A 21,981-nucleotide genomic window follows, 5' to 3' on the forward strand; every position below is an offset into this window, starting at 1 on the left:
AGAGTCATCCATGTCTCAATGGTTTAACCAATTTTACGCATCTATCGCACAAAGCCCACTTAGTCACTGGCTAGAAACCCTCCCTGCTCAATTAAAACATTGGCAAAACGAGGCTAGCCATGGTGATTTGCCTAAATGGCAAAAAGTACTTAAAAACTTGCCTGAGGTGGCAACTTCCCATGTTGATATTTCTACAAAGGTAGAAATTGGCGCGCCAGGAGAGATGAGTGATGGCGAGCAAAAGCAAGCCATGCATTTATTAAAACGCATGATGCCATGGCGCAAAGGCCCATTTAGTGTGCACGGTATTGAAATAGATACAGAGTGGCGCAGTGATTGGAAGTGGGACCGCCTGCTTCCTCATATTGAGCCATTAAAAGGCCGCACTGTTTTAGATATTGGTTGTGGCTCAGGGTATCATTTATGGCGTATGCGCGGTGAAGGCGCAGAGTTTGTCGTGGGTATTGATCCATCTGATTTATTTTTATGTCAGTTTCAGGCAATTAAACACTACAACCCAGATGAAAACGTACATTTACTGCCACTAGGCGTAGAAGCATTACCCGAGCTTAAAGCGTTTGATACTGTTTTTTCTATGGGTGTACTTTATCATCGTCGCTCACCTATCGACTTTTTAGCGCAGTTAAAAGCGCAGCTTCGCCCAGGCGGCGAACTCGTACTTGAAACCCTAGTAATTGAAGGCGACGAAAACACGGTATTAGTCCCAACCGACCGCTACGCTAAAATGCGCAACGTTTGGTTTATTCCAAGTACTGCAGCATTAAAGCTGTGGATGGAACGCGTTGGCTTTAAAGATGTGCAAATAAAAGATTGCGCTATTACCACGCTTGAAGAGCAACGTAAAACCGACTGGATGGAAAACGAATCGTTAATCGACTTTTTAGATCCAAACGATACAAGTAAAACAATTGAAGGCTACCCCGCTCCACTTCGAGCCATATTAACCGCAAAAGCATAGCTGTTAATTTAACGCCTTTAATACTAAAAAAACGCCTACGGGCGTTTTTTTGTTTATTTAAACAACAAACAGCGGACAAGTGTCCTTGTTAATTATTTCAAAATTACATTTACGCTAGCCGCGACCTTGCAATTGTTGTAAAATACGCGCGTTTCTAAGCAACCCAAAACAACTATTTTGAGGAAAACCTGTGAGCGAACAAAAACAGTCTCTAAGCTATAAAGACGCGGGCGTAGATATCGACGCTGGTAATGCACTTGTTGAGCGTATTAAAGGCGTAGTTAAAAAAACTCGTCGTCCTGAAGTAATGGGCGGAATTGGTGGTTTTGGCGCACTTTGCGAAATTCCTGAAGGCTACAAGCAACCAGTATTAGTTGCAGGCACAGATGGTGTTGGTACTAAACTACGTTTAGCAATCGACTTAAAAAAACATGATACGGTTGGTATTGATTTAGTTGCAATGTGTGTAAACGACTTAATTGTTCAAGGTGCTGAACCCCTGTTTTTTCTAGATTACTATGCAACTGGTAAACTAGATGTAGACACAGCAGCTGACGTAGTGACAGGTATTGGCAAAGGTTGTGAAATTTCAGGTTGTGCCCTAATTGGTGGCGAAACAGCTGAAATGCCAGGTATGTATGATGGTGAAGACTACGACATGGCAGGCTTTTGTACAGGCGTTGTAGAAAAATCAAAAATTATTGATGGCACAAAAGTAGCAGCAGGCGATCAGCTTATTGCACTTGCTTCAAGCGGTCCTCATTCAAATGGCTTCTCTTTAATTCGTAAAGTACTTGAAGTGTCAAAAGCTGATACCAGCGCTGACTTTGAAGGTAAAACATTAGGCGAAACTCTACTTGAGCCTACGCGTATTTACGTAAAACCTTTACTTGAGTTATTCAAAAACGTTGACGTACATGCGCTTTCGCATATTACTGGCGGCGGTTTTTGGGAAAACATTCCACGCGTATTACCCGCTTCAGCAAAAGCTGTAGTTAAAGGTGATAGCTGGCAGTGGCCACCAATTTTTAATTGGTTACAAGAAAACGGCAACATTACTACACACGAAATGTACCGTACATTTAACTGTGGTGTAGGCATGGTTTTAGTAGTCCCTGCTGACAAACTTGAGCAAAGCTTAACAATGCTAAAAGACTTGGGCGAAAATGCATGGCACCTTGGTGAAATTCAAGATGCAGCAGCTGGCGAAGAGCAAGTTGAAATTGTAGGTGGTGCTAAGTAATGGCACCGACTCGTCTGGTAGTTTTAATCTCAGGTAGTGGCTCTAATTTACAAGCCATCATAGATGCCTGCGAACGTGGCGAGATAAACGGGCATATAGCGGCTGTTATTAGTAATAAAGCAGACGCTTATGGCCTAGAGCGTGCAAAACAAGCAGGTATTGCTACAAAAGTGCTCAGTCATAAAGATTTTGACTCGCGCGAAGCGTACGATGCGCAATTAATGAACGTTATCGACTCTTTTATGCCAAATCTAGTTGTATTAGCTGGGTTTATGCGTATTCTTACTCCTGGCTTAGTGCAAAAATATGTTGGAAAAATGTTGAACATTCATCCATCTTTGTTGCCTAAGTATCAGGGGCTGAATACCCACCAAAGAGCAATTGATGCAAAAGACGATGTTCATGGCGTAAGTGTTCACTTTGTTACTGAAGAATTAGACGGCGGTCCCGTTATTCTTCAGGCGCAAATACCTGTACTCAAGGATGATACAGCAGAAACATTAGCAAAACGCGTGCATGAGCAAGAGCATATAATTTATCCTTTGGTGGTCAAGTGGTTCAGTGAACACAGACTTACTATGGAAGCAGATTATGCAGTTCTTGACAAAAAACAACTTCCTGCACACGGCGCGCACTACCCACAATAAAAAAATAAGTGCCCTATTGTTATGTGCGGGCGCTTTACTTCCAACTAGCCTAATTGCAGGCGAATTGACCCAGTATCAAGCTAATTACGATATTTTACGCAAAGGTAAAAATCATGGTGAGGCTGTTCGTGAGCTCAAAAAAACGGGCGACGATACTTATGAATTAACATACCACAGCAATATTGAGTGGATGATTTTCTCTGACTCTCGTGAAGAAACATCAAAGTTTACCTTTAAAGATGGCAAGGTTACCCCGCATCATTACAACATGATTCGTACAGGGACAGGCCCAGATAAAGATTACAAAATTGATTTTGATACAACAAACAAAGTAGTGACTAGCAGCGCTAGTGAATACCCACTTAAATGCGAATGGACTGATGAATTTCAGGATGCTATTTCGTACCAAGTGCAAGTGCGCGAAGGATTGAAAAAAGGCGAAACAAGCTTTTCATTCCCCCTTATAGATAAAAAAGGTAACCGCCGCGACTACAACTTTGAAGTTGTTGAAAAAGAGATGATCTCCTTACCTATCGGTAATGTAGAAGCCATTAAAGTGAAGCGTTTATACGATAACGATAAACGCCAAGCAATTGCATGGTTCGCGCCAGAAATGGATTACATGCTGGTACGTATGTGGAAAGGCGAAAAAGGTATGGAGCAGTTTGAAGTTCAAATGAATTCATTTACTGTTACTGCGCCTACAGCTGTTGCGCCTGCTACAGCACAACAACCTCAAGAAGCTAACTAAATTTAATTAAAGCAAAGTTAAGTTAAGTTAAGTTAGTATTTAAAATAGGTGGGCTAAATTAGCTCACCCATTTTAAACAATGCAAATTCCCCAGGCTCCATTTTTTGCCAGCGCTCATCATTCGTCAAAGGCCTTGTAGCTATAACTGTTACTACATCGTTTGGTGTGGTCTCTTGTTGAAAATCAACCACCATGTCGGCATCAATCAACGTTGCTTTACCAAATGGCGCACGGCGCGTTATGTAATGTAAGTTATTAGTGCAATACGCTAAAACAAACACCCCATCGGTCAATAACATATTAAACACCCCTTTTTCACGCAGGGTATGCGAAAGCTTAGCCGCGTATCTAAAAACCGACGCCATATTACTTGGACGCTTTGGGTATTTTTCGCGAATTTTATCAAGCAACCAACAAAAAGCGAGTTCGCTATCGGTGTTACCCACTGGGCGATAGTACTGCGGTTTTAAATCATGATAATTAGATAGCTGCCCGTTATGAGCGTAAGTAATTTCACGCCCCCATAACTCTCGCGTAAAAGGATGAGTATTTTCAAGGCATACTCGCCCGCGATTACCTTGGCGAATATGGCTAATAACCGAGACACTTTTAATGGGGTATGCTTTAACCAGCTTTGCAATTTCAGATTGATAACTCGGCTCAGGATCTTTAAAGGTTCTACAGCCTTTACCTTCGTAAAATGTAATACCCCAACCATCTTTATGAGGACCTGTATTACCACCACGCTCTAAAAGGCCTGAAAAACTAAAACAAATATCGGTAGGCACATTGGCTGACATGCCAAGTAATTCACACATTAATAAAATAACCCTTAAAAACCATACATTAAAATAAATAGCGAATATTTGTGTATTAAGCGTACACTAAATTGCAGCCCGCTATAACGGCTATACTTACTTAAAAAGTGTCATTTTGCTATTAGATTTATTTATTTTTACGTTAGCACTACTTACGGCTAATGCTTTGACTATACGATAGTTATTGAGTGTTCCTCTGTCGGGTAATTAAATATCGTATTTAAGTTACTTTCTACTACAATTTAACATCGTTATGTACTTGAAAATTACTGTTACTAGCGCTACTCTAAGTGAGGTGGTCTGACCTCTATTAAGGAATAAAAATGACACTCATATTTACACTGGTTCTAATCGCGTTGCTTTGCACTGCGGTTTACCACAGAGCAAGTTGGAACACAGCACTTGGTGTTTCGGCTATAACTTTATTAATTGGTACCTTTGCGGGTGCTTTTGGTTTAATTAGCTGGTTGATCTTTTTGATCATCGCGGTTCCTCTTTCTGTTACTGGCCTTCGTCAGCAATATATCATCAAGCCTATTTTTGCTACGTTTAAAAAAGTAACGCCAAGCATGTCTGATACTGAAAAATCAGCTATTGATGCCGGTACGACGTGGTGGGAAGCTGACTTATTTTGCGGTAACCCAGATTGGAAAAAACTTCACCAATACCCAGTTCCTAAACTTACTATTGAAGAGCAAGCCTTTGTTGATGGCCCTGTTGAAGTAGTTTGTAGCATGTTGGACGATTGGGAAGCAACGCACGAACTAACCGACCTTCCTCAAGATGTGTGGCAGTATCTAAAAGATAATAAATTTTTTGCCATGATCATCAAAAAAGAATACGGCGGTTTAGAATTTTCTGCATTTGCACAGTCTTGTGTACTTCAAAAACTAACAAGTAAATCAACATTACTTTCGTCAATTGTTGGTGTACCGAACTCTTTAGGCCCAGGTGAATTATTACAACACTATGGTACAAAAGAGCAAAAAGATCATTACTTACCGCGCCTAGCGAGCGGTCAAGAAATTCCATGTTTTGCATTAACTTCGCCAGAAGCGGGTTCTGATGCAAGCTCAATTCCAGACTACGGTGTGGTATGTAAAGGGCAATGGAATGGTGAGGAAGTTGTGGGTGTTAGTTTAACGTGGAATAAGCGTTACATTACACTTGCCCCAGTGGCTACCGTACTTGGTCTTGCGTTTAAGTTACAAGATCCAGATGGGCTAATTGGCGACAATAAAGAGCCAGGCATTACCTGTGCACTTATTCCAACGGACACTCCTGGAGTTGAAATTGGTCGTCGACATTTCCCGCTTAACGTACCATTTCAAAATGGTCCTACTCGCGGTAAAGATATTTTCGTACCACTTGATTATATTATTGGTGGTCCAGATATGGCTGGTCAAGGCTGGCGCATGCTGGTTGAGTGTTTATCGGTTGGTCGTGCAATTACATTGCCGTCAAATTCTGCCGGTGGCATTAAAATGATTGCCGTTGCAACGGGTGCGTATAGCCGCATTCGTCGTCAGTTCCGTTTACCTATTGGTAAAATGGAAGGTGTTGAAGAGTCACTAGCAAAACTTGCTGGTTACGCTTACAGCTCTGATGCTGCGGTTAGTATGTCTACGGGTGCGGTTGATTTAGGCGAAAAGCCATCGGTAGTTTCTGCCATTATTAAATACCACCTGACAGAGCAAATGCGTGATGCAACTATTCATGCAATGGATGTACTTGGCGGTAAGGGCATCATGCTTGGGCCAAATAACTATTTAGGTCGTGGCTACCAAGGTGCACCTATTGCCATTACCGTTGAAGGTGCAAACATCTTGACCCGTAATATGATTATTTATGGTCAAGGTGCAATTCGCTGTCATCCATTTGTACTTACCGAACTAGGTGCGTGCGAAATTGAAGACCGCGAAGAAGCGCTTAACGTATTTGATAAAGCGCTAATGGGTCATATTGGTTTTACTATGTCGAACCTTGTACGTACTAAGTGGCTTGCACTTACCGGCGCACGTTTTACAAGTGTGCCGTACAACGACGAAACTGCTGAATTTTACCGTATAGCGTCACGCTTTAGTGCATCACTTGCTCTTATGTCAGACATTAGCATGGCAGTATTTGGTGGCTCACTAAAACGTAAAGAACGTATTTCAGCACGTTTAGGTGACTTACTTAGTTACTTATACTTAGTGTCTGCAACGCTTAAGCGTTACAACGACGAAGGCCGTAAAAAAGAAGATTTTGCTCTAGTAAAATGGAGTTGCCAAGATCACCTTTATCATTGCCAACGTGCACTTGCTGATTTAATTAATAACATGCCTTCGGCTCCACTACGTGCCGTGTTAAAAGTATTGTTATTCCCGTTTGGTCGCCCGGTTCGTAAACCAACTGACCAACTTGAGCATAAACTTGCGCAACTACTACAAGTACCTAGCGAAACGCGTAACCGTTTAGCAAGCTACGTATACTTAAAAAATGAGCCGCTTAACCTTGTGGGTCGTCAAGAGCAAACGCTTAAAGACATCCTAGACGTTGAGCCATTATTTGAAAGAGTATGTAAAGAGAAAGGTCTTAAACTGCCATTCTTCCAGCTTGATAAAGTAGCACAAATGGGGCTTGAAGCAGGCATTTTAAGCCAAGCAGAAGCTGATAAACTAGCTGCTGTTGAGCAATCTCGTTTAGATGTTATTAACGTTGATGACTTCGACCCTGCTGACTTACTTGCAGGCAAAGCCGCACGTAATAGCGTTAAAAAAGAAGCTGATGCTGCTTAAGTAAGCTAAGCATTTACAGACCAAAAGCCAGCATATAACGTGCTGGCTTTTTTGTGCACAATAAAAATTTTAACAACGTGATGGAGTAGTTTAATTCGTTAGATTGTTTAAATAATTATACAGCTTGGTATAACAGGCAGCTCTGACATCTAACCAACCCTAAAAGCTCTGTATTGATTAAATACCCTTAATTCATCTCTATATTCCTGTAAAAACTTAAACCCTGTCAAGAGCTCTACAAGTACAACACTATAAAGTTAATGACTATACCAATTAGCAATAATACTTAGAGCCTGCCTAGCAGTGTTAAAAGTCTCTGATATACGACTGCATAAATGCAGGAGATAGAGCAATGCAGGATCATTTGCCGAAAACAACTAAATAACGAATTATTCCTTATTATCGACATGCTTTTCTTACATCAAAATAGATTACTTAATTAAGCGAATTGGGGTTAAACCTGGCGTTAAGCTAACTGCGGTAAAAGTTTCAAAGTTACGAGAAGAGAGATACAGCGCAATGCAGAAGCACTTACCCAGAGCATCGGCAGATTGATATAGGTATTGATACGGATAATAAGGAATATCAGCAGGTTTGTGCAAGGAATGTGTTTGATAGCTGATAGCTGATAGCTGATAGCCAAAGAATGTTTTACTAAATTATTTAATCAAGGATTTTATAAGCTTGTTATTGAGGAAATAACAAGTGGCGGAGTGGACGGGACTCGAACCCGCGACGTGACAGGCCGGTATTCTAACCAACTGAACTACCACTCCGCAGTGGTATGTGCATGGGGTAATGCACTTACTAATTTTAATCATGATATCAAATGGCGGAGTGGACGGGACTCGAACCCGCGACCCCCGGCGTGACAGGCCGGTATTCTAACCAACTGAACTACCACTCCGCAGAGATATCATTATACTTGTTATTACTTAATTTGTTGGCGGAGTGGACGGGACTCGAACCCGCGACCCCCGGCGTGACAGGCCGGTATTCTAACCAACTGAACTACCACTCCAGCATACAAATTTTGTAATATAACATTGTTTAAATAGTTGGCGGAGTGGACGGGACTCGAACCCGCGACCCCCGGCGTGACAGGCCGGTATTCTAACCAACTGAACTACCACTCCAGCGCATATTTAAACTGTTATTTTTTCTTATTGGCGGAGTGGACGGGACTCGAACCCGCGACCCCCGGCGTGACAGGCCGGTATTCTAACCAACTGAACTACCACTCCATAATAAGAATATGTTTTACAACCATACGTTGTGTAAGTGTTGGCGGAGTGGACGGGACTCGAACCCGCGACCCCCGGCGTGACAGGCCGGTATTCTAACCAACTGAACTACCACTCCAGCTTTTACTTACAAGTTTTACGAAAATGGCGGAGTGGACGGGACTCGAACCCGCGACCCCCGGCGTGACAGGCCGGTATTCTAACCAACTGAACTACCACTCCATATTTTCGTTGCTGTTTAGGTCTCCCTGACAGCGGCGTGAATAATACGAACCAACCCCTATTTCGTCAAGGGCTTTTTTGTTTTTTTATAGGTTTTTTAGTCATCTGTCATCGAAAGGTTTAAAATTTCACCTGATCTGTCATTTTTTGAGCCATTTTTACCGACTTGATTTTTTTCTGTGTCGGCAACACCACCTTCACTTGTTTTCTTTTTCTTTAAAAAAGGCAGCTTCACTTTAAATTTAATCGATTTTTTCTGAACAAATATACGAATTAACAACCAACCGAGTAATAAAATGAGCGTATTGCAGCCTACAATTAAACTAATAATTGCCGATGTGGCCATTTTTTCTTCAACAGGCTCACTCTCAATCATTTTATCTGGCGTAATAATTGTTGCCGAATCAATTTCGGGCACCGCTTCTATGGGTCGTTCTATCTCAAATTTATACGTTGGTAGCGTTGCCATAAATTCACGGCCATTAATATTAGTACCAAAAACAGACAGTTCAACACTATATCTACCCCAATCATAATTTTTAACACTAAGCTGACGTGAGTCTTTAGCTGCAGCATCTATGGTAAAGATTTGCTCTTCGTTATTGGGATAGTAGATTTTTCCCTGGATGATGACTGTCTCTGGCTTAACAATACTTGGGTCTATATTTATAGTTAACAGATGCTCGTCTGTGTCTTGTTCTGCTAACGCGACTTCGGTTATAAAAGGTGGCTCGTGCACTTCTATTGTATTTTGCACAATGCGGCGCTGCAGCAGAGGTGTTGCCACGTAAAGCTCTGGTGTCCATTCACCCGCAGGAAAATCTAAAGTAAACTCGCCGGTAAACACACCATCTTTAGGACGCTCATCAAATCCACGTCCATCGTCTTTAAATTCCGCTACTTCTTGAATGCCTGCGCCAAAGTTAGCAAAGTTTTCATTGTTGGTACTTACAAAGTCAACATTAAGGCTCACAACATCCCTAAATAGGTTTGTGTTAATTGGCTCACCGTCGTTTAGTATTTTCCCGGTGATTTTTATTGTCTCCCCCCTAAACAACATTGAAGGAAGAGGCTCTGCCTCAAGAGATATTTCGCCTAATACAACTATTCTGCTGTCGGGTAAAATACTGCCTATTACTTGCCAAGGACCCGCCATAGGTTTTTTTATGGTAACTAAATCGTAGCTGAGTTCGTCAAACCAATCTAAGTTAGGGTTTTTAACTGAGTCAGTAGCAAAGTACTTACTGCCATCGGGCCGCACTAAAATAACAGCAGGTGCACCTGATTTTCTAAAAAACAGCAGTGTTATTTCATCTATTTTGCTATCTATGCGAAAACGATTATCAAGTAAAGGGATCTCATTTTGATGCCCATCGCGCTTGAGCACTTCTACTTGTTTTACGCCATATGCATTGCCAGTAAATAAACTAGCGGCACATAACGCTGTTACAAAATACATCGTTTTCATTAAATCGCCTTATTCTGCGCGCCATATACATTGGCCGCCTTCTTTGTTTACAAGATCTAATCGTGCTTCGTGTGCGCTTTGCTCAGCGTCGCTTGCTCGCAATACAACTAATGGGGCTCTATCGCTATTTAAACGCTTTATACCGCCTTTCTGTTGCTCGCTGCCGTCATCTTTGTTTTGATTCAAATTCAGCTTTGTTTGACCACCCGTCATGGCAAGGTACACATCGGCTAAAATTTCAGAATCCAGTAGCGCGCCGTGAAGTGTTCGCTTTGCGTTATCTACATCGTAACGACGACATAATGCATCAAGATTGTTCTTTTGACCTGGATGCAAGTCACGCGCCATTTTAAGCGTGTCGAGAACTTGACAAAAAGTCTCTGTTTTAGGATAGCCCTGATTAAGTAGTGCAAATTCATTATCCATATGGCCAATATCGAACGGCGCGTTATGAATAACTAACTCTGCCCCTTCAATATAGTCGAAAAACTCTTGGGCAATTTGATGAAATAACGGTTTATCACGTAAAAATTCGTTAGTGATACCGTGAACGTCGATTGCTTCTTCTTCGCTTGGGCGTTGTGGGTTTATATAAACGTGAAAGTTATTGCCTGTTAAACGGCGATTTACTAACTCCACACAACCAATTTCTATAATACGGTGCCCTTGTTTAGGGTCGATGCCGGTGGTTTCTGTATCTAAAACTATTTGTCTACGTGCCATATCGAATTTAGCCTGATTCTGGTATCTTTCTATAATCACTTTATTGTACATAAGATCAAGGTAAAACAGTGCAAAAAACCGTAGAGATTTACACCGACGGCTCATGTTTAGGTAATCCAGGCCCCGGCGGTTATGGTATTTTTATGATTTATAACGGCCACGAAAAAGAAATGAGCCAAGGTTATAAACTCACAACAAATAACCGAATGGAAATGCTCGCGGCTATTGTTGCCCTAGAATCACTCACTCGAGAATGCGATGTAAACCTAACAACCGATAGCCAATATGTTAAGCAAGGCATTGAATCGTGGATCACTAACTGGAAAAAACGTGGCTGGTTAACATCAGCTAAAAAGCCGGTTAAAAACGTCGATTTATGGAAACGCTTAGATAAAGCCTGTAGCGAGCACAATGTAACTTGGAAGTGGGTTAAAGGGCATAGCGGCAATAAATACAACGAAATAGTTGACGATTTAGCGCGCGATGCCGCTGGCAGTAAAGATTTACTAGAAGATGTAGGCTACCAGCCTTAAATTTATTCTAAGCTAGTTGTTATACCAATTTTATTAAAAACATGTTCATTCTATCGCATTAAATAACTCACTAACTGCGTTAAAAATTATTCATATAGAACAACTATATGTCACAATTTTCGCCTTGTTAATGTGCTATTTTCTTAGCGCTATGATAGATCACTTATTTAATGCAATTGGTATTATTTTTTTGCTCGCACGATTTAAAGTGTTGCTTTGACGTTTGTCTAAGCCCTGCCCCTTTTACTGGTGCAAACTGCGGCCTAGCATGCCACTTAGGTTTTATCGGCGTAAGTGGCGCAACTCTTTTTCGTGCCACCAGCATATAAACACTGCCCATTGGTTTTAAATACTGTTTTGCAAAAGTCCGCCAAAACTCAAATCTTGATAACCTGTTACCTCTTGCCAGTGATGAATAAATAAAACGTTCGTCACTTACAATTTCAAAACCCAATAAATTTAGCCAATCTTTAACCCTCGCAGGGGTAAAAAAGCGCCCCGTCCATGGTAACTTCTGACCACTAAAAGGCAGCATTTGTGCAAGCCCACACAAACTAAACGGATTAAAACCAGTCACTAGTATATAACCGCCCGGAATAAGCGTGCGATGTGCTTCTCGTAAAATGTGATGTGGGTCTGAATGATACTCTAAGCAGTGGCTTAGTATACAAGCATCAATACTGTGCTCGTAAAATGGCAATTCATCTATGTCAGCAACTACCCCAGTGTAAGGCCCAGGCTCTGCAACACACACTTGGTGTTTAATCGTACTTATACTTGTGTTTAATTCGCCACTTAAATTACCCAACTTAAGCATATGATAGCCAAACATACGCGGAAGCCATTGCTCCATTTTACGTTCAATATCTGTGCGTAAATAATCCCCATGAGGAAACTGCTGCCACGACAGTGGTTTGGGTCCTTCTTGAAAACTAAGGGCTGGTTTCATTTTTTGAGCTCGTTATACTATGCGATAAGTGTCACTTTATAGAGCAATTTACCATGGTGCAAGTCAAAGCAATTAAAGCCTTTTCTGATAATTACATTTGGTGTTTAACTACCGATAACAGTAACCAAGCATGGGTAGTCGATCCAGGCCAAGCACATCCCGTATTAACGTACTTAGCTGAGCACAAACTAACGCTTGGTGGCATTTTAATTACGCATCATCACTACGACCACACTGATGGCGTAGCTGAATTAGTTGACGCCTATCCAGATATATCGGTTTATGGCCCTGCAAATAGTCCATTTAAAGGCGTCACTCACGCACTCACTGATGGACAAAGCATCAGTGTGCTTAATATTAACTTTACTATTTTAGCAACTCCTGGGCATACGCTTGATCATATTTGTTACACAAATGATGAACTTGCTTTTACAGGCGATACATTATTTAGCGGCGGATGTGGGCGCTTATTTGAAGGCACGCCAGAGCAAATGTGGAAATCTTTTAATAAACTAAGAGAGCTGCCTGCAAGCTGTGTTGTTTATTGCACGCACGAATACACGCAAGCTAATCTTGCCTTTGCCAAAGCAGTTGAACCACGCAATCCAGAACTCCTTGAGTACAGTAAAAAAGTAGATGAATTACGCAGTAATAATCAAATTTCTCTACCGACCTCTATTGGACAGGAGCTAAAAATAAATCCATTTATGCGTAGCGATTTGCCAACCATTATAGAGTTAGTGCCAGAGAAATTTATCTCGGTTACAAAAAACAATGAACCTTGGGGAAACTTTGCGAGTCTGAGACAGTTCAAAGACAATTTTTAATGCAAAAACTAATACTTTAATATTTATTTCATTAGAATCATTAACTTAAGATATAGTGATGATTCTATTTCTGCGTTTTAAAAAGTCATTAAGTGGCAATGTTAACTCATAACAGGTAGTATTCGCCGAGTTTTTTACCCGATGTATTGGTATTTATGAATAAATCTCCCCTATTAGTAGCCTTGGCGTTAGCGCTAAGTGGTTGTCAAACACTGACAACATTAGAGTCAGACTCTAAAGTTGCCACGCAAGCAAACCAACAACTCGAAGGCGCAAGTCCTAACGACATTAACAATGCATTGATGGTAAACGCACAATATCAGCAAGTTGACTCTGATGAGCAAGAAGCGCCCGTGTTTGATGATGTGTGGGAGCGAATTCGCTACCAACTTTCTATCGAAATACCGCAAAACCGCCCTGTTGTTACTGAACGTAACTATTACGCTCGCCACCAAGCCTATTTAGATCGTATTTCTAAACGTGCAGAACCTTACTTACACTTTATTGTTGAAGAAGTAGAAAAGCGCGAAATGCCAATCGAAATTGCACTACTGCCTATTGTAGAAAGCGCATTTGACCCATTTGGTTATTCTAATCGCAGCGCATCGGGCATTTGGCAGTTTATGCCTGCAACCGGTGAGCGATTCGATTTAAAACAAAACTGGTGGTACGACGGTCGTCGCGACATAGTGCAGTCGACTCGCGCAGCACTTGACTACTTGTCGTATTTACATAAAACACTTGAAGGCGATTGGCTAAATGCGATTGCTGCTTATAATTCAGGTGAAGGGCGCTTGATGCGCGCTATTAAAAAGAATCGTAAAAAGCATTTACCTACCGATTTTTGGTCTCTTGATTTACCTAGCGAAACAACAGCCTACGTACCAAAGTTATTAGCACTTGCCGATTTATTAAAACGCTCAGATGATTTTAACGTTACATGGCAACCAGTAATTAATGCACAAGTGGTTGAAGTGGTTGATGTTGGCTCGCAAATAGATTTAGCACTTGCTGCTGATATGGCCGATATGACGCTTACTGAGCTATACAGATTAAACCCTGGTTTTAACCGCTGGGCAACTGATCCTAATGGCCCACATTCTTTATTACTGCCAGTAGATAAAGCAGAGCAATTTAGCCAAAAACTAGCAAACACTGATGTTAAAAACAGATTACGCTGGCAACGTTATATTGTGGCTCGAGGCGACAGCTTATCAGTAATTGCCAAAAAGTTTACAACGAGCTCAAGTGCAATCCGATCGCTTAATAAACTCAAATCAAATACGATTAAAGTAGGCCAAGAATTATTAGTCCCGCTTACTGATGGCGCTATAAATAGCGAACATTTACCAAAGCAGATGCGCTTAGCTGCTAATAAAGCAACTCGCACAAAGCTTTCGCACACAGTTAAAAGTGGCGACACGTTATGGGACATTAGCCGCGAATATGACGTAACTATGGATGAGTTGGCTAAATGGAATAAGCTAAAGAAAAACTCTGTACTGCGCCTAAATCAAAAACTTACTGTGTATAAGTCAGCTAATAAACCACAAGCAACGGCAAGTACCAACCGTACTATTACATACAAAGTACGCCGTGGTGACTCACTTGCACGTATTGCGTCTAAGTTTAATCTAAGCGTTAACGAAATTATTAAGTGGAATAATTTAGCCGGTCAAAAATACTTACAACCTGGCCAAAAGCTAAAACTTAAAGTAGATGTCAGAAGTAGTTAATTTATAAAACTATATTAAAAGTAAAAAGGAGCGCATGCGCTCCTTTTTTAATACTTTAAAATTAAAGGATTAAGCAGGTAGTTTTTCTAGCCATACTTTTAACCAAGGCTCGGTTACCGGCCACGGTTCAAAATCTTCACATGCATCTATTTCTAGGCGGTTGCCCACAGGCTTTGCTTGTAAATCACGAAGTAGCTCGTCAAAGCTTCGCCCTGCGCCACAAAATGTATCGCCGTAACATCTGTCACCCATTGCAATTACACCAAACGGTTTATCGGTAAGCATTGGGAAAGTGCTATTCATTGCAAAGTACAATCCGGCCAAATTACTCGGTACATCACCTTGGCCTGTTGTGGAGGTAACAATTAAAATATGCGATGCATTTTTTATATCATCAAGCGATGCTTCTGTAATTACTGTAGCAGTATGACCCGCTTGCTCTATTGTGGCTGCAACTTCATCGCTTAAACGCTCTGCACCGCCATTAACGCTACCTACAAAAATACTAATATGTGCCATTAATAATCCTTTTCTTGCTCTGGCCAACCTAGCTGCTTACATATTTCAAGCATGTCTTCACCTAGTGGCGCTTTAATTGTTATTGATTCATTACTATAAGGGTGCACAAAACTAAGCTCTGTTGCAAATAACATTAGGCGTCTTAGCTCAAAATGCACTCTAAAAAATTGATTATGCTGATTATCACCGTGATTTACATCACCAATAATAGGCAGTGATAAGTGCTTTAAGTGTCTGCGAATTTGATGCTTGCGCCCCGTTTTTGGAAAGCACTCCACTAACGAGTAACGCACTGTTGGGTACTTACCTATAGGAATAGGCAATGCAGCTTGGTGCAAGCAGTTAAACTGGGTTTGCGCTTCTTGAGGTGCTTTATCTTGATCTGCAAACTTATCGGCTATTTTATCAAGTTCTTCTTTAAGCGGTTTATCTAAAAATACTGACTCTGGCGCAAAGCCGCGCACTAAGGCCAAATAGCGCTTAGCAATGGTGCCTTCAATAAATAGCTGGTTCATATCGCGAGCAGCTTCCGAGTTCAATGCAAACAGCAATACGCCCGACGTAGGTCTATCGAGCCTATGTACTGGAAATACATGTTGCCCTAGCTGGTCGCGCAACATTTGCATAGCAAACTGGGTTTCGTGTTTATCTAAAAACGAGCGATGCACTAATAAACCTGAAGGCTTATTTATAGCCACATAGTTTTCATCTTGATACAAAATAGTCAGCTCGCCATATTCAATAGGCGCTGGACGCTCACTCATTTGGTTCTCCTAAAAAGGTATCAAGGGCTGTTAGTAATTCAATAATTTCATCGCTTCCGGCTTTATTCACAAGTGTCATTTGCGCCATAGGGGCAATAGCAAAGTTACGCGGCAGTGGTTGCCTATGTGTTATTAATTGCTGTATTTTGTCAATAAATACAAACTGTAACCACTGCTCAAATGCCATTGTATCGTGACAAAAAGGAGTATTTGAAAGCAGTGCCTCAGCGTCTATTGGCTCACTTTGCCAAAGCGCGTGTTTTTGTAAAAGTGCCATTAGCTGCACTAAATAAGTTTGGGTTTGCTGGTACATAACCACCCTCTTTTATATATGTAATGCAATTATACCCTGTTCCCTCACAAGCGGCTATGACGTATAATTAATGTAATTTTGCAGTAAAAACAGTTGAGAAAACAATGAGTGATCAAATAGCTACATTAGGTCAGCTTTTAGATGGTGCGGGTACTCAGTGGCGTGCTTTTGATATTGGCAGGCACATTACTAAGCTTGATAAAAAACAATTTTTAGCTATTGAACAAGCTCAAGTGCCTTACCCTTATCCACTTGCTGGTCATGCATGGCTCGCTATTCAATTTTGGGATACTAAAGCCAGTAAAGAACCGTATGTATGGTTTTTAAAATTTTCACTTGATGAGCAAAGTATGCTGGTAAGTGCTAGTCGCGATCACTTTGCTGATATGGTTATTCAAGCGCTAGGCACTGAAATTACAGGCGAGCAAGCCGATGGAAAGCTTGATAATAACCCTTATGTTTTTACACCAAACGCAAATAAATTAGCGGCATTTAACGCCCAAGTAAAAGTACTATTAAAACAGCCTGCATCGCAGTATTACGAGCATGCACAATTGTACTTTAGCGGTAAAATTGGTTTTGATAATTGGCAAAGTGTTGCACTACAGGGTATTGCCGATTTTGCACTACGCTTAGACAGCGATACAAACTTAAGTAATCTGCAAAAAGCATGGGCGCATTTACCTATTGAAGTACTACAACCACTCAGTGCCATGCTTGAACACGTTGAAATACCAACATCAATGAGTGAGTTACTTGTTGATTACACACAGACCGCAATTAGTAATAACGATACATTAGCTATAACCGCAGCACTAAGATCAGCTTCAAAAGGTCAAGCTCAAGGGTTATGCGCTCAATTAGTTGATACTGTACTAAGCTCACCAGTGAAGCACGACTCTGACGTGTTACTAACAATCGCTGGGCGGTGTTTTAAACAATTAGAAAACCCTGAACGCTTACATGTATTTATGGATAATTGCGCGCATCATCAAAAAATTGAAGAATTGTTTCCAAGTATTTTTGCTGACTTAGTTGCAATACCAACTATTCGCCCGCATTTATTAGGCTTATTACGTAAAGAAAATCGTAGCGAAACCCTCGCGCGTGCAATTGGAAGGTTATTCTCTTAAATGGCAAGTTTATGGACGTTCATACTTATTGGTAGTGTAATTTACTTATTTTGGCTTAACCGAAAGGTTGCTGAAGCGGCGAACGTTCATGCTAAACGTCAAAGTGAGCAACTGCAGGTGCAGTTGATGAGTGTTGCATGCACAAAACGCCGCTTTGGTTTTTTAAAGAACGGCAAGCCAGGCATTAAAAGTGAATTTATATTTGAATTTTCAAGCGATGGTGAAAATGCTTATCAAGGTGTGTTGATTATGGAAAATGAGTTTTTGAAAAGTGTGGTTGTTCCACCGCATAAAATATAAAACTTAATATACTTTAAGAGTATGTGTCTTAAATTAATAAATTTAATTCAACACAAAAACTAAGGCGTAACTAAAGTTACGCCCCAATTGGACTGCATCCTGCTAGATATCCATTATCTTAAATCCGTATTATCATCCCCTGAACGAGTAAACAACCTTGTTTACCCTCACATTGCATCCTGCAATATCCATGGCCACCTTGGCAAACCCACGAAATCTATAGTTTGGCTACATCCGTAGCATCATCCTTGGTAATCCTTTTAAGTAGCTCCTGCCACTTTTGCATCCTGCAATATCCATAGCCATCTTGGCAAACCCACGAAATCTATCGTTTGGCTACGTCCCGTAGCATCATCCCTGGTAATCCTTTAAAGTAGCTCCTGCCACTTTTTGCATCCTGCAATGTCCACTTGCCATCTTGGCAGTCCTGCGTAAACTAACGCTCCTGCTACTTCCTGTAGCGTCATCCGTGATTATCCTAAAGTAACTCCTAGCTACTAAGTGCTTCATGCACTTCCTTATTCTTCCTTGTATCCATTTTAGCTTGTCCTTTATGCTTCCTGCTAGCGTCTGCTATGTTGCCTATTCCTTATCCTTGGCAGTAACTCAATCATTGAGCTATGTCGTCTTGACAAAGAGAAGTTTAAAGCAATCAGGGGAGAGAAATAGGACTTAACATTAAATAAATAAACGTCACAAAAATGAAAAAACAAAATAAATACTGCAGAACAATAGCTTAGAACAAAAAAGGCTACTTATTAGCAGCCTTTAAGTGACAATGCTTACGATGATGTGAGATATATCTCACGGTCTTATGTCCGTTTGGGCGCATTGGCTTACATTATAATTTTAAATAGTTGGCTCAATTATTGATTTAAACAGTAACTCGCCCTCTACTTGGTTAAAAGTAAGGTGTTTAAATGCTTCAAACTTTTCAGTTTTAAAAAATTCAATGTGCTCCTTACGTGTTACAAATACAGCCATCCCTGTTGACTCAGCGTTGCATTTAACTAAGTCGTCAAGCCCGCGTAGTAAGTAACGACCAAAGCCTTGTCCATGAAAATGCGGATCTACGGCAATAAAAGCTAAAAAATAGTAATTGCCTTTCTCTTTAAGGGCGTCTCTAATTGTTTGTTCTTTATCTATTAATTGATTTGTTTGTAAGTATCCCGCACTCAGCATTAATTTTAAACGCCAGTGCCAATAACGCTGCGCTTGTAATTGGCTATTAGATTCAAATACACACGCTACTGCTTTTAATTTATCGTTGCGGTATAAACCAATTAATGGCTGTTTTTCTTGCCAAAAACTACTGAGCTCTTCGCGAATTAATGATCGTAATTTTTTTTCGTAAACTGTTTTATTTTCGTCATTGTAGCTAAGCATGTTTAGTAATACAGGATCGTCATGATAAGCCTGATAAATTAGGCTCGCTGCAGTACTAATATCTTCTGCAGCTAAATACTGTACGCTGAACGTATCAGCTGGTGTGGTTACACTCATTGTATTTCCTTTATTATTTTAGCTATAGGCTGTTTAACTTTAAACCTAACTATATACCTAAAATTATTAACCGTAAATTCAGCGAGAGTTTAACTAGCAGGAGGTACAGTTAGGTACTAGTATGAATTTTCATTCATTTAAAGGAGCAATATCATGGATACGACAAAACACGACATTAACACACTTTTTGCACAGCTTGGATTACCAAATAGTGATGAGCAAATAGATGCATTTATTGCCTCACATGAATTAGAAGACACAACATTACTCCAAGAAGCTTCTTTTTGGGATGAGGCACAACAGCACTTTTTAGCTGAATCCCTTGCACAAGACGGAGATTGGAGTGAAGTAATTGACGAGTTAGATGTACGCATTCGTCAAAGTAAGTAATTTTATTTAATGTACCCTCCCTTATTTATTGCTAACATAGCATCTGCGCAGCATTTATATGCTGCGTATTTATTTTATTAAAGAGTTATATATCTAATGAATTCAGTTGTATTTGATGCAATCAAAGCCCTTCTCGATGAAGGCAAAACCCCTACTGTAGCACTAACTAAAAGCCGTTTGGCGCAACCGGTTCCAATGCCTATGATTATTGCAGCAGTAAGCCAATATAAAAACAATCCTGATTCAATTAATAACTTCATGAGAAACCCACAGCAGTCAGATAATACTGAGCTTAAAACAAGTCAATTAGATAGAATTGAGCAAAAACTCGATAAACTTCTTGCGCTGCTAGAACAAAAATAATTTGAGACTATAAATGTTCGTTGTTGATTTAACTTTTGATTGCTACCAAGACACCACCCTAGAACAAGCCGAACAAGCAATAAATCGCTTAGTAAATGCACTGCGTTTTAATGGTCAAATAATGGGGGAAGAATTTCCAACCGTTTTAAAAGATGGATTTTTTATTACCCGCGTAATGTGCCCTACTGAAGATGCAATGCACCCGCTAAATAACAGCCCGTTTGTTAAGCACAGTATCGAAAAGTTACATAGTGCTGGGCTACTTGCGCCAAAAGTAAAAGTGATCGGACAAGATATTCACTCCAACGGCGCTGATTGCTGCAAAGAACCATCAAGTTATATTTTATATACAACCTATGTGCATACGTGCAGCCCGCTTTATTGTGGTGATGACTTTTTGCCTGTGCCGCTATTTCGTATTCCGGCAATTGCTAATGGTGACTATAAAACGCTTATAAAATGGCAAGAAGATTGGCAAGCCTGCGATCAAATTCAAATTAATGGCGCAACCCGTTGTGAGTTTCCGGCGCTTGAAGAAATATCGAGTATTCAAAGCGACTTATACAGACGCGGAAAAGACATAACAAAGCGAATTAGTTTTTTAACTAAAAAGCCAACCTATTATTATTTATACCGTGTAGGCGGCGTAGATAAAGCGTCTGAACTTGAACGAAAGTGCCCTAGTTGTAATGGCGACTGGAAATTACCTGAATCGTGGTTTGGGTTATTCGACTTTAGGTGTGAGCCATGTGGCTTAGTGTCTAATATATCGTGGGATTTTCAGTAACCATTAGGGCGTGTTGACCTTTGTGGATTGAAATTTGTTCAATCTAGGGACGATTTAATCGCGGCGCGAGGTTTGTAACCTAGTGGGCTCGGTAACTGCTCCTGCGTTACCCTACTGGCTTACATCCATGTAAGAATAAGTAAAAACCGAGCAAAGCTTCCGCGTCCTGCTCACGCCCCTTACCTACATCCATGTAGGCAACAAAGAGTAAACCGTCCCTAGAAAGAACTCAAAGGGCAGCGCATGTTTGGCATTTATGCTTCGTTATCGCCTATTTATGGGGAGTAACCACACTACATAGGCTCTGCCTTGCCTAAAAACCAAACATACAGCTGCAAAATCAACCACGAAAGGTCAACACGCCCTAGTAATGGCTCTAAAAATCAGCTTAGTGATGACGCTAAGCTGATTTATAAAACACGTTTTAAACCTCTAATGCCTTTAAAAAAGCATTAATGTTAGGTGCAAGTACATGGTGTGTTTTTTTGCCTACATGCTCTAAACATACTTCACCAGTGTGCACCAATACACTTACTAGTAAATCATCTTGATCTGTTAAACCAATAAATACTGTTTCTGGCTGCTTAAGCTTGCGTTTCATTAAAACGTGGCCCGTTATATTTTGCTGTAGCAAATTAAAGTCTTCTTCGTTCCATGCTTGTAGTAATTCAACCTGATGCCCATCAATACTTGCTAAAATACTTCCACCGTACATATGTCCGTATAGCTCGCTAAGCGCTTTTGGAAACTCAAGTTCTAGTGCACTGGCTAAATCATTAAGCGAACCTGCAGGTTGCTGACGCGCGCCCTGCCATTGAATGTTTCCTTGCTCGTCAACCTCACCAACTTCACATGGGCTTGGCCATTGCTCGTCGTGCGCAATAAGTGGGTACTTTGTAGTGTTTTTAAGGGTATTTTCGCTAAATGTTTGATGAAGTTGTTCTATAAGCAATGCAACAGACATACTGTGAAACTCATTTAAATTAGAT

Annotated in this window: 22 protein-coding genes and 7 tRNA genes; 13 read left to right on the plus strand and 16 right to left on the minus strand. The window is 40.7% G+C overall.

All coding sequences use genetic code 11. The features are described from left to right. Positions 1-10: 10 nt before the first annotated feature. The 4 genes from cmoB (at position 11) to H5089_RS17325 (ending at position 3,620) form a co-directional block, all read left to right on the plus strand. A complete protein-coding gene (gene cmoB, locus H5089_RS17310; protein ID WP_138488804.1) occupies positions 11-979 on the plus strand; it encodes a tRNA 5-methoxyuridine(34)/uridine 5-oxyacetic acid(34) synthase CmoB in 969 nt (322 codons plus the stop codon). A gap of 190 nt (positions 980-1,169) precedes the next feature. After that, on the plus strand, positions 1,170-2,222 hold the full coding sequence (purM, locus tag H5089_RS17315) for a phosphoribosylformylglycinamidine cyclo-ligase (RefSeq protein WP_002959993.1): 1,053 nt from the start codon (positions 1,170-1,172) through the stop codon (positions 2,220-2,222). Further along, the gene (gene purN / locus H5089_RS17320) at positions 2,222-2,869 is read left to right on the plus strand and encodes a phosphoribosylglycinamide formyltransferase (RefSeq protein ID WP_002959994.1); all 648 of its coding nucleotides are present in this window, start codon (positions 2,222-2,224) and stop codon (positions 2,867-2,869) included. The genes purM and purN overlap by 1 nt, the downstream gene beginning before the upstream one ends. 16 nt (positions 2,870-2,885) lie before the next feature. Next, on the plus strand, positions 2,886-3,620 hold the full coding sequence (locus H5089_RS17325) for a DUF3108 domain-containing protein (RefSeq protein WP_002959996.1): 735 nt from the start codon (positions 2,886-2,888) through the stop codon (positions 3,618-3,620). Between the two features lie 53 nt (positions 3,621-3,673). Here the strand turns inward: H5089_RS17325 and H5089_RS17330 are convergent, their stop codons facing one another. Further along, the gene (locus H5089_RS17330; protein ID WP_007586947.1) at positions 3,674-4,438 is read right to left on the minus strand and encodes a class II glutamine amidotransferase; all 765 of its coding nucleotides are present in this window, start codon (positions 4,436-4,438) and stop codon (positions 3,674-3,676) included. 323 nt (positions 4,439-4,761) lie between these two features. Here H5089_RS17330 and fadE point away from each other — a divergent pair, with 323 nt between their 5' ends. Then, entirely contained in the window at positions 4,762-7,218 is a 2,457-nt protein-coding gene (fadE, locus tag H5089_RS17335) for an acyl-CoA dehydrogenase FadE (protein WP_002960075.1), read from the plus strand. A 706-nt stretch (positions 7,219-7,924) separates the two neighbouring features. Here the strand turns inward: fadE and H5089_RS17340 are convergent. From H5089_RS17340 to dnaQ, 9 genes are all read right to left on the minus strand, one after another. Further along, positions 7,925-7,994 (minus strand) — tRNA-OTHER (locus tag H5089_RS17340). 54 nt (positions 7,995-8,048) lie between these two features. Continuing rightward, positions 8,049-8,125: transfer RNA gene (locus H5089_RS17345), tRNA-Asp, on the minus strand. Positions 8,126-8,162: 37 nt separating this feature from the next. Beyond that, a tRNA-Asp gene (locus H5089_RS17350) sits at positions 8,163-8,239 on the minus strand. 38 nt (positions 8,240-8,277) lie between these two features. After that, a tRNA-Asp gene (locus tag H5089_RS17355) sits at positions 8,278-8,354 on the minus strand. Positions 8,355-8,385: 31 nt separating this feature from the next. After that, positions 8,386-8,462: transfer RNA gene (locus H5089_RS17360), tRNA-Asp, on the minus strand. A gap of 41 nt (positions 8,463-8,503) precedes the next feature. Beyond that, positions 8,504-8,580, minus strand: a tRNA-Asp gene (locus H5089_RS17365). A 27-nt stretch (positions 8,581-8,607) separates the two neighbouring features. Then, positions 8,608-8,684, minus strand: a tRNA-Asp gene (locus H5089_RS17370). Positions 8,685-8,781: 97 nt separating this feature from the next. After that, positions 8,782-10,152: a TIGR03503 family protein gene (locus H5089_RS17375; protein ID WP_182712736.1), complete on the minus strand. Its 1,371-nt coding sequence runs from the start codon at positions 10,150-10,152 to the stop codon at positions 8,782-8,784. Between the two features lie 9 nt (positions 10,153-10,161). Beyond that, positions 10,162-10,875: a DNA polymerase III subunit epsilon gene (dnaQ, locus tag H5089_RS17380; protein WP_182694170.1), complete on the minus strand. Its 714-nt coding sequence runs from the start codon at positions 10,873-10,875 to the stop codon at positions 10,162-10,164. A 68-nt stretch (positions 10,876-10,943) separates the two neighbouring features. Here dnaQ and rnhA point away from each other — a divergent pair, with 68 nt between their 5' ends. Beyond that, positions 10,944-11,408 (plus strand): ribonuclease HI, encoded by a 465-nt coding sequence (gene rnhA / locus H5089_RS17385; RefSeq protein ID WP_002963021.1) that lies wholly within the window; start codon positions 10,944-10,946, stop codon positions 11,406-11,408. A gap of 163 nt (positions 11,409-11,571) precedes the next feature. Here rnhA and H5089_RS17390 read toward each other — a convergent pair whose 3' ends face one another. Continuing rightward, the gene (locus H5089_RS17390) at positions 11,572-12,357 is read right to left on the minus strand and encodes a class I SAM-dependent methyltransferase (RefSeq protein ID WP_002963022.1); all 786 of its coding nucleotides are present in this window, start codon (positions 12,355-12,357) and stop codon (positions 11,572-11,574) included. Positions 12,358-12,410: 53 nt separating this feature from the next. On the opposite strand from H5089_RS17390, the gene gloB reads away from it, so the two are divergent. Beyond that, complete coding sequence (gene gloB / locus H5089_RS17395) at positions 12,411-13,184, plus strand: hydroxyacylglutathione hydrolase (RefSeq protein ID WP_182712737.1); 774 nt, start codon at positions 12,411-12,413, stop codon at positions 13,182-13,184. A 155-nt stretch (positions 13,185-13,339) separates the two neighbouring features. Next, positions 13,340-14,920, plus strand: a complete 1,581-nt coding sequence (locus tag H5089_RS17400) for a LysM peptidoglycan-binding domain-containing protein (protein ID WP_182675669.1) — start codon at positions 13,340-13,342, stop codon at positions 14,918-14,920. 69 nt (positions 14,921-14,989) lie between these two features. Here the strand turns inward: H5089_RS17400 and H5089_RS17405 are convergent, their stop codons facing one another. Genes H5089_RS17405 through H5089_RS17415 form a run of 3 tightly spaced genes read right to left on the minus strand, consistent with a single transcriptional unit; the run spans position 14,990 to position 16,516 of the window. Then, a complete protein-coding gene (locus H5089_RS17405; RefSeq protein WP_010553680.1) occupies positions 14,990-15,439 on the minus strand; it encodes a flavodoxin in 450 nt (149 codons plus the stop codon). Further along, positions 15,439-16,203, minus strand: a complete 765-nt coding sequence (gene truC, locus H5089_RS17410; RefSeq protein WP_182712738.1) for a tRNA pseudouridine(65) synthase TruC — start codon at positions 16,201-16,203, stop codon at positions 15,439-15,441. The genes H5089_RS17405 and truC overlap by 1 nt, the downstream gene beginning before the upstream one ends. Next, positions 16,196-16,516, minus strand: a complete 321-nt coding sequence (locus H5089_RS17415) for a YqcC family protein (protein ID WP_182712739.1) — start codon at positions 16,514-16,516, stop codon at positions 16,196-16,198. The genes truC and H5089_RS17415 overlap by 8 nt, the downstream gene beginning before the upstream one ends. A 104-nt stretch (positions 16,517-16,620) precedes the next feature. On the opposite strand from H5089_RS17415, the gene H5089_RS17420 reads away from it, so the two are divergent. Next, positions 16,621-17,649 carry a DUF3549 family protein gene (locus H5089_RS17420; protein ID WP_182712740.1) on the plus strand — a complete coding sequence of 343 codons (1,029 nt, stop codon included), beginning with the start codon at positions 16,621-16,623 and terminating at the stop codon, positions 17,647-17,649. Further along, positions 17,650-17,949, plus strand: coding sequence for a DUF3301 domain-containing protein (locus H5089_RS17425; RefSeq protein ID WP_002963032.1), 300 nt, complete (start codon positions 17,650-17,652; stop codon positions 17,947-17,949). Positions 17,950-18,798: 849 nt separating this feature from the next. Here the strand turns inward: H5089_RS17425 and H5089_RS17430 are convergent. Next, complete coding sequence (locus tag H5089_RS17430) at positions 18,799-19,452, minus strand: GNAT family N-acetyltransferase (protein ID WP_182712741.1); 654 nt, start codon at positions 19,450-19,452, stop codon at positions 18,799-18,801. 153 nt (positions 19,453-19,605) lie between these two features. On the opposite strand from H5089_RS17430, the gene H5089_RS17435 reads away from it, so the two are divergent. From H5089_RS17435 to H5089_RS17445, 3 genes are all read left to right on the plus strand, one after another. Next, positions 19,606-19,842 (plus strand): DUF2789 domain-containing protein, encoded by a 237-nt coding sequence (locus H5089_RS17435; RefSeq protein ID WP_002958240.1) that lies wholly within the window; start codon positions 19,606-19,608, stop codon positions 19,840-19,842. 96 nt (positions 19,843-19,938) lie between these two features. After that, on the plus strand, positions 19,939-20,205 hold the full coding sequence (locus H5089_RS17440; protein ID WP_007378199.1) for a hypothetical protein: 267 nt from the start codon (positions 19,939-19,941) through the stop codon (positions 20,203-20,205). A gap of 13 nt (positions 20,206-20,218) precedes the next feature. Beyond that, the gene (locus H5089_RS17445) at positions 20,219-20,992 is read left to right on the plus strand and encodes a Zn-ribbon-containing protein (RefSeq protein WP_002958242.1); all 774 of its coding nucleotides are present in this window, start codon (positions 20,219-20,221) and stop codon (positions 20,990-20,992) included. A 424-nt stretch (positions 20,993-21,416) separates the two neighbouring features. Here the strand turns inward: H5089_RS17445 and syd are convergent, their stop codons facing one another. Beyond that, on the minus strand, positions 21,417-21,956 hold the full coding sequence (syd, locus tag H5089_RS17450) for a SecY-interacting protein (protein WP_182682298.1): 540 nt from the start codon (positions 21,954-21,956) through the stop codon (positions 21,417-21,419). Positions 21,957-21,981: the final 25 nt, after the last annotated feature.

The sequence above is a fragment of the Pseudoalteromonas sp. SR45-1 genome (assembly GCF_014163655.1).
In the GTDB taxonomy this organism is placed as follows: domain Bacteria; phylum Pseudomonadota; class Gammaproteobacteria; order Enterobacterales; family Alteromonadaceae; genus Pseudoalteromonas; species Pseudoalteromonas distincta.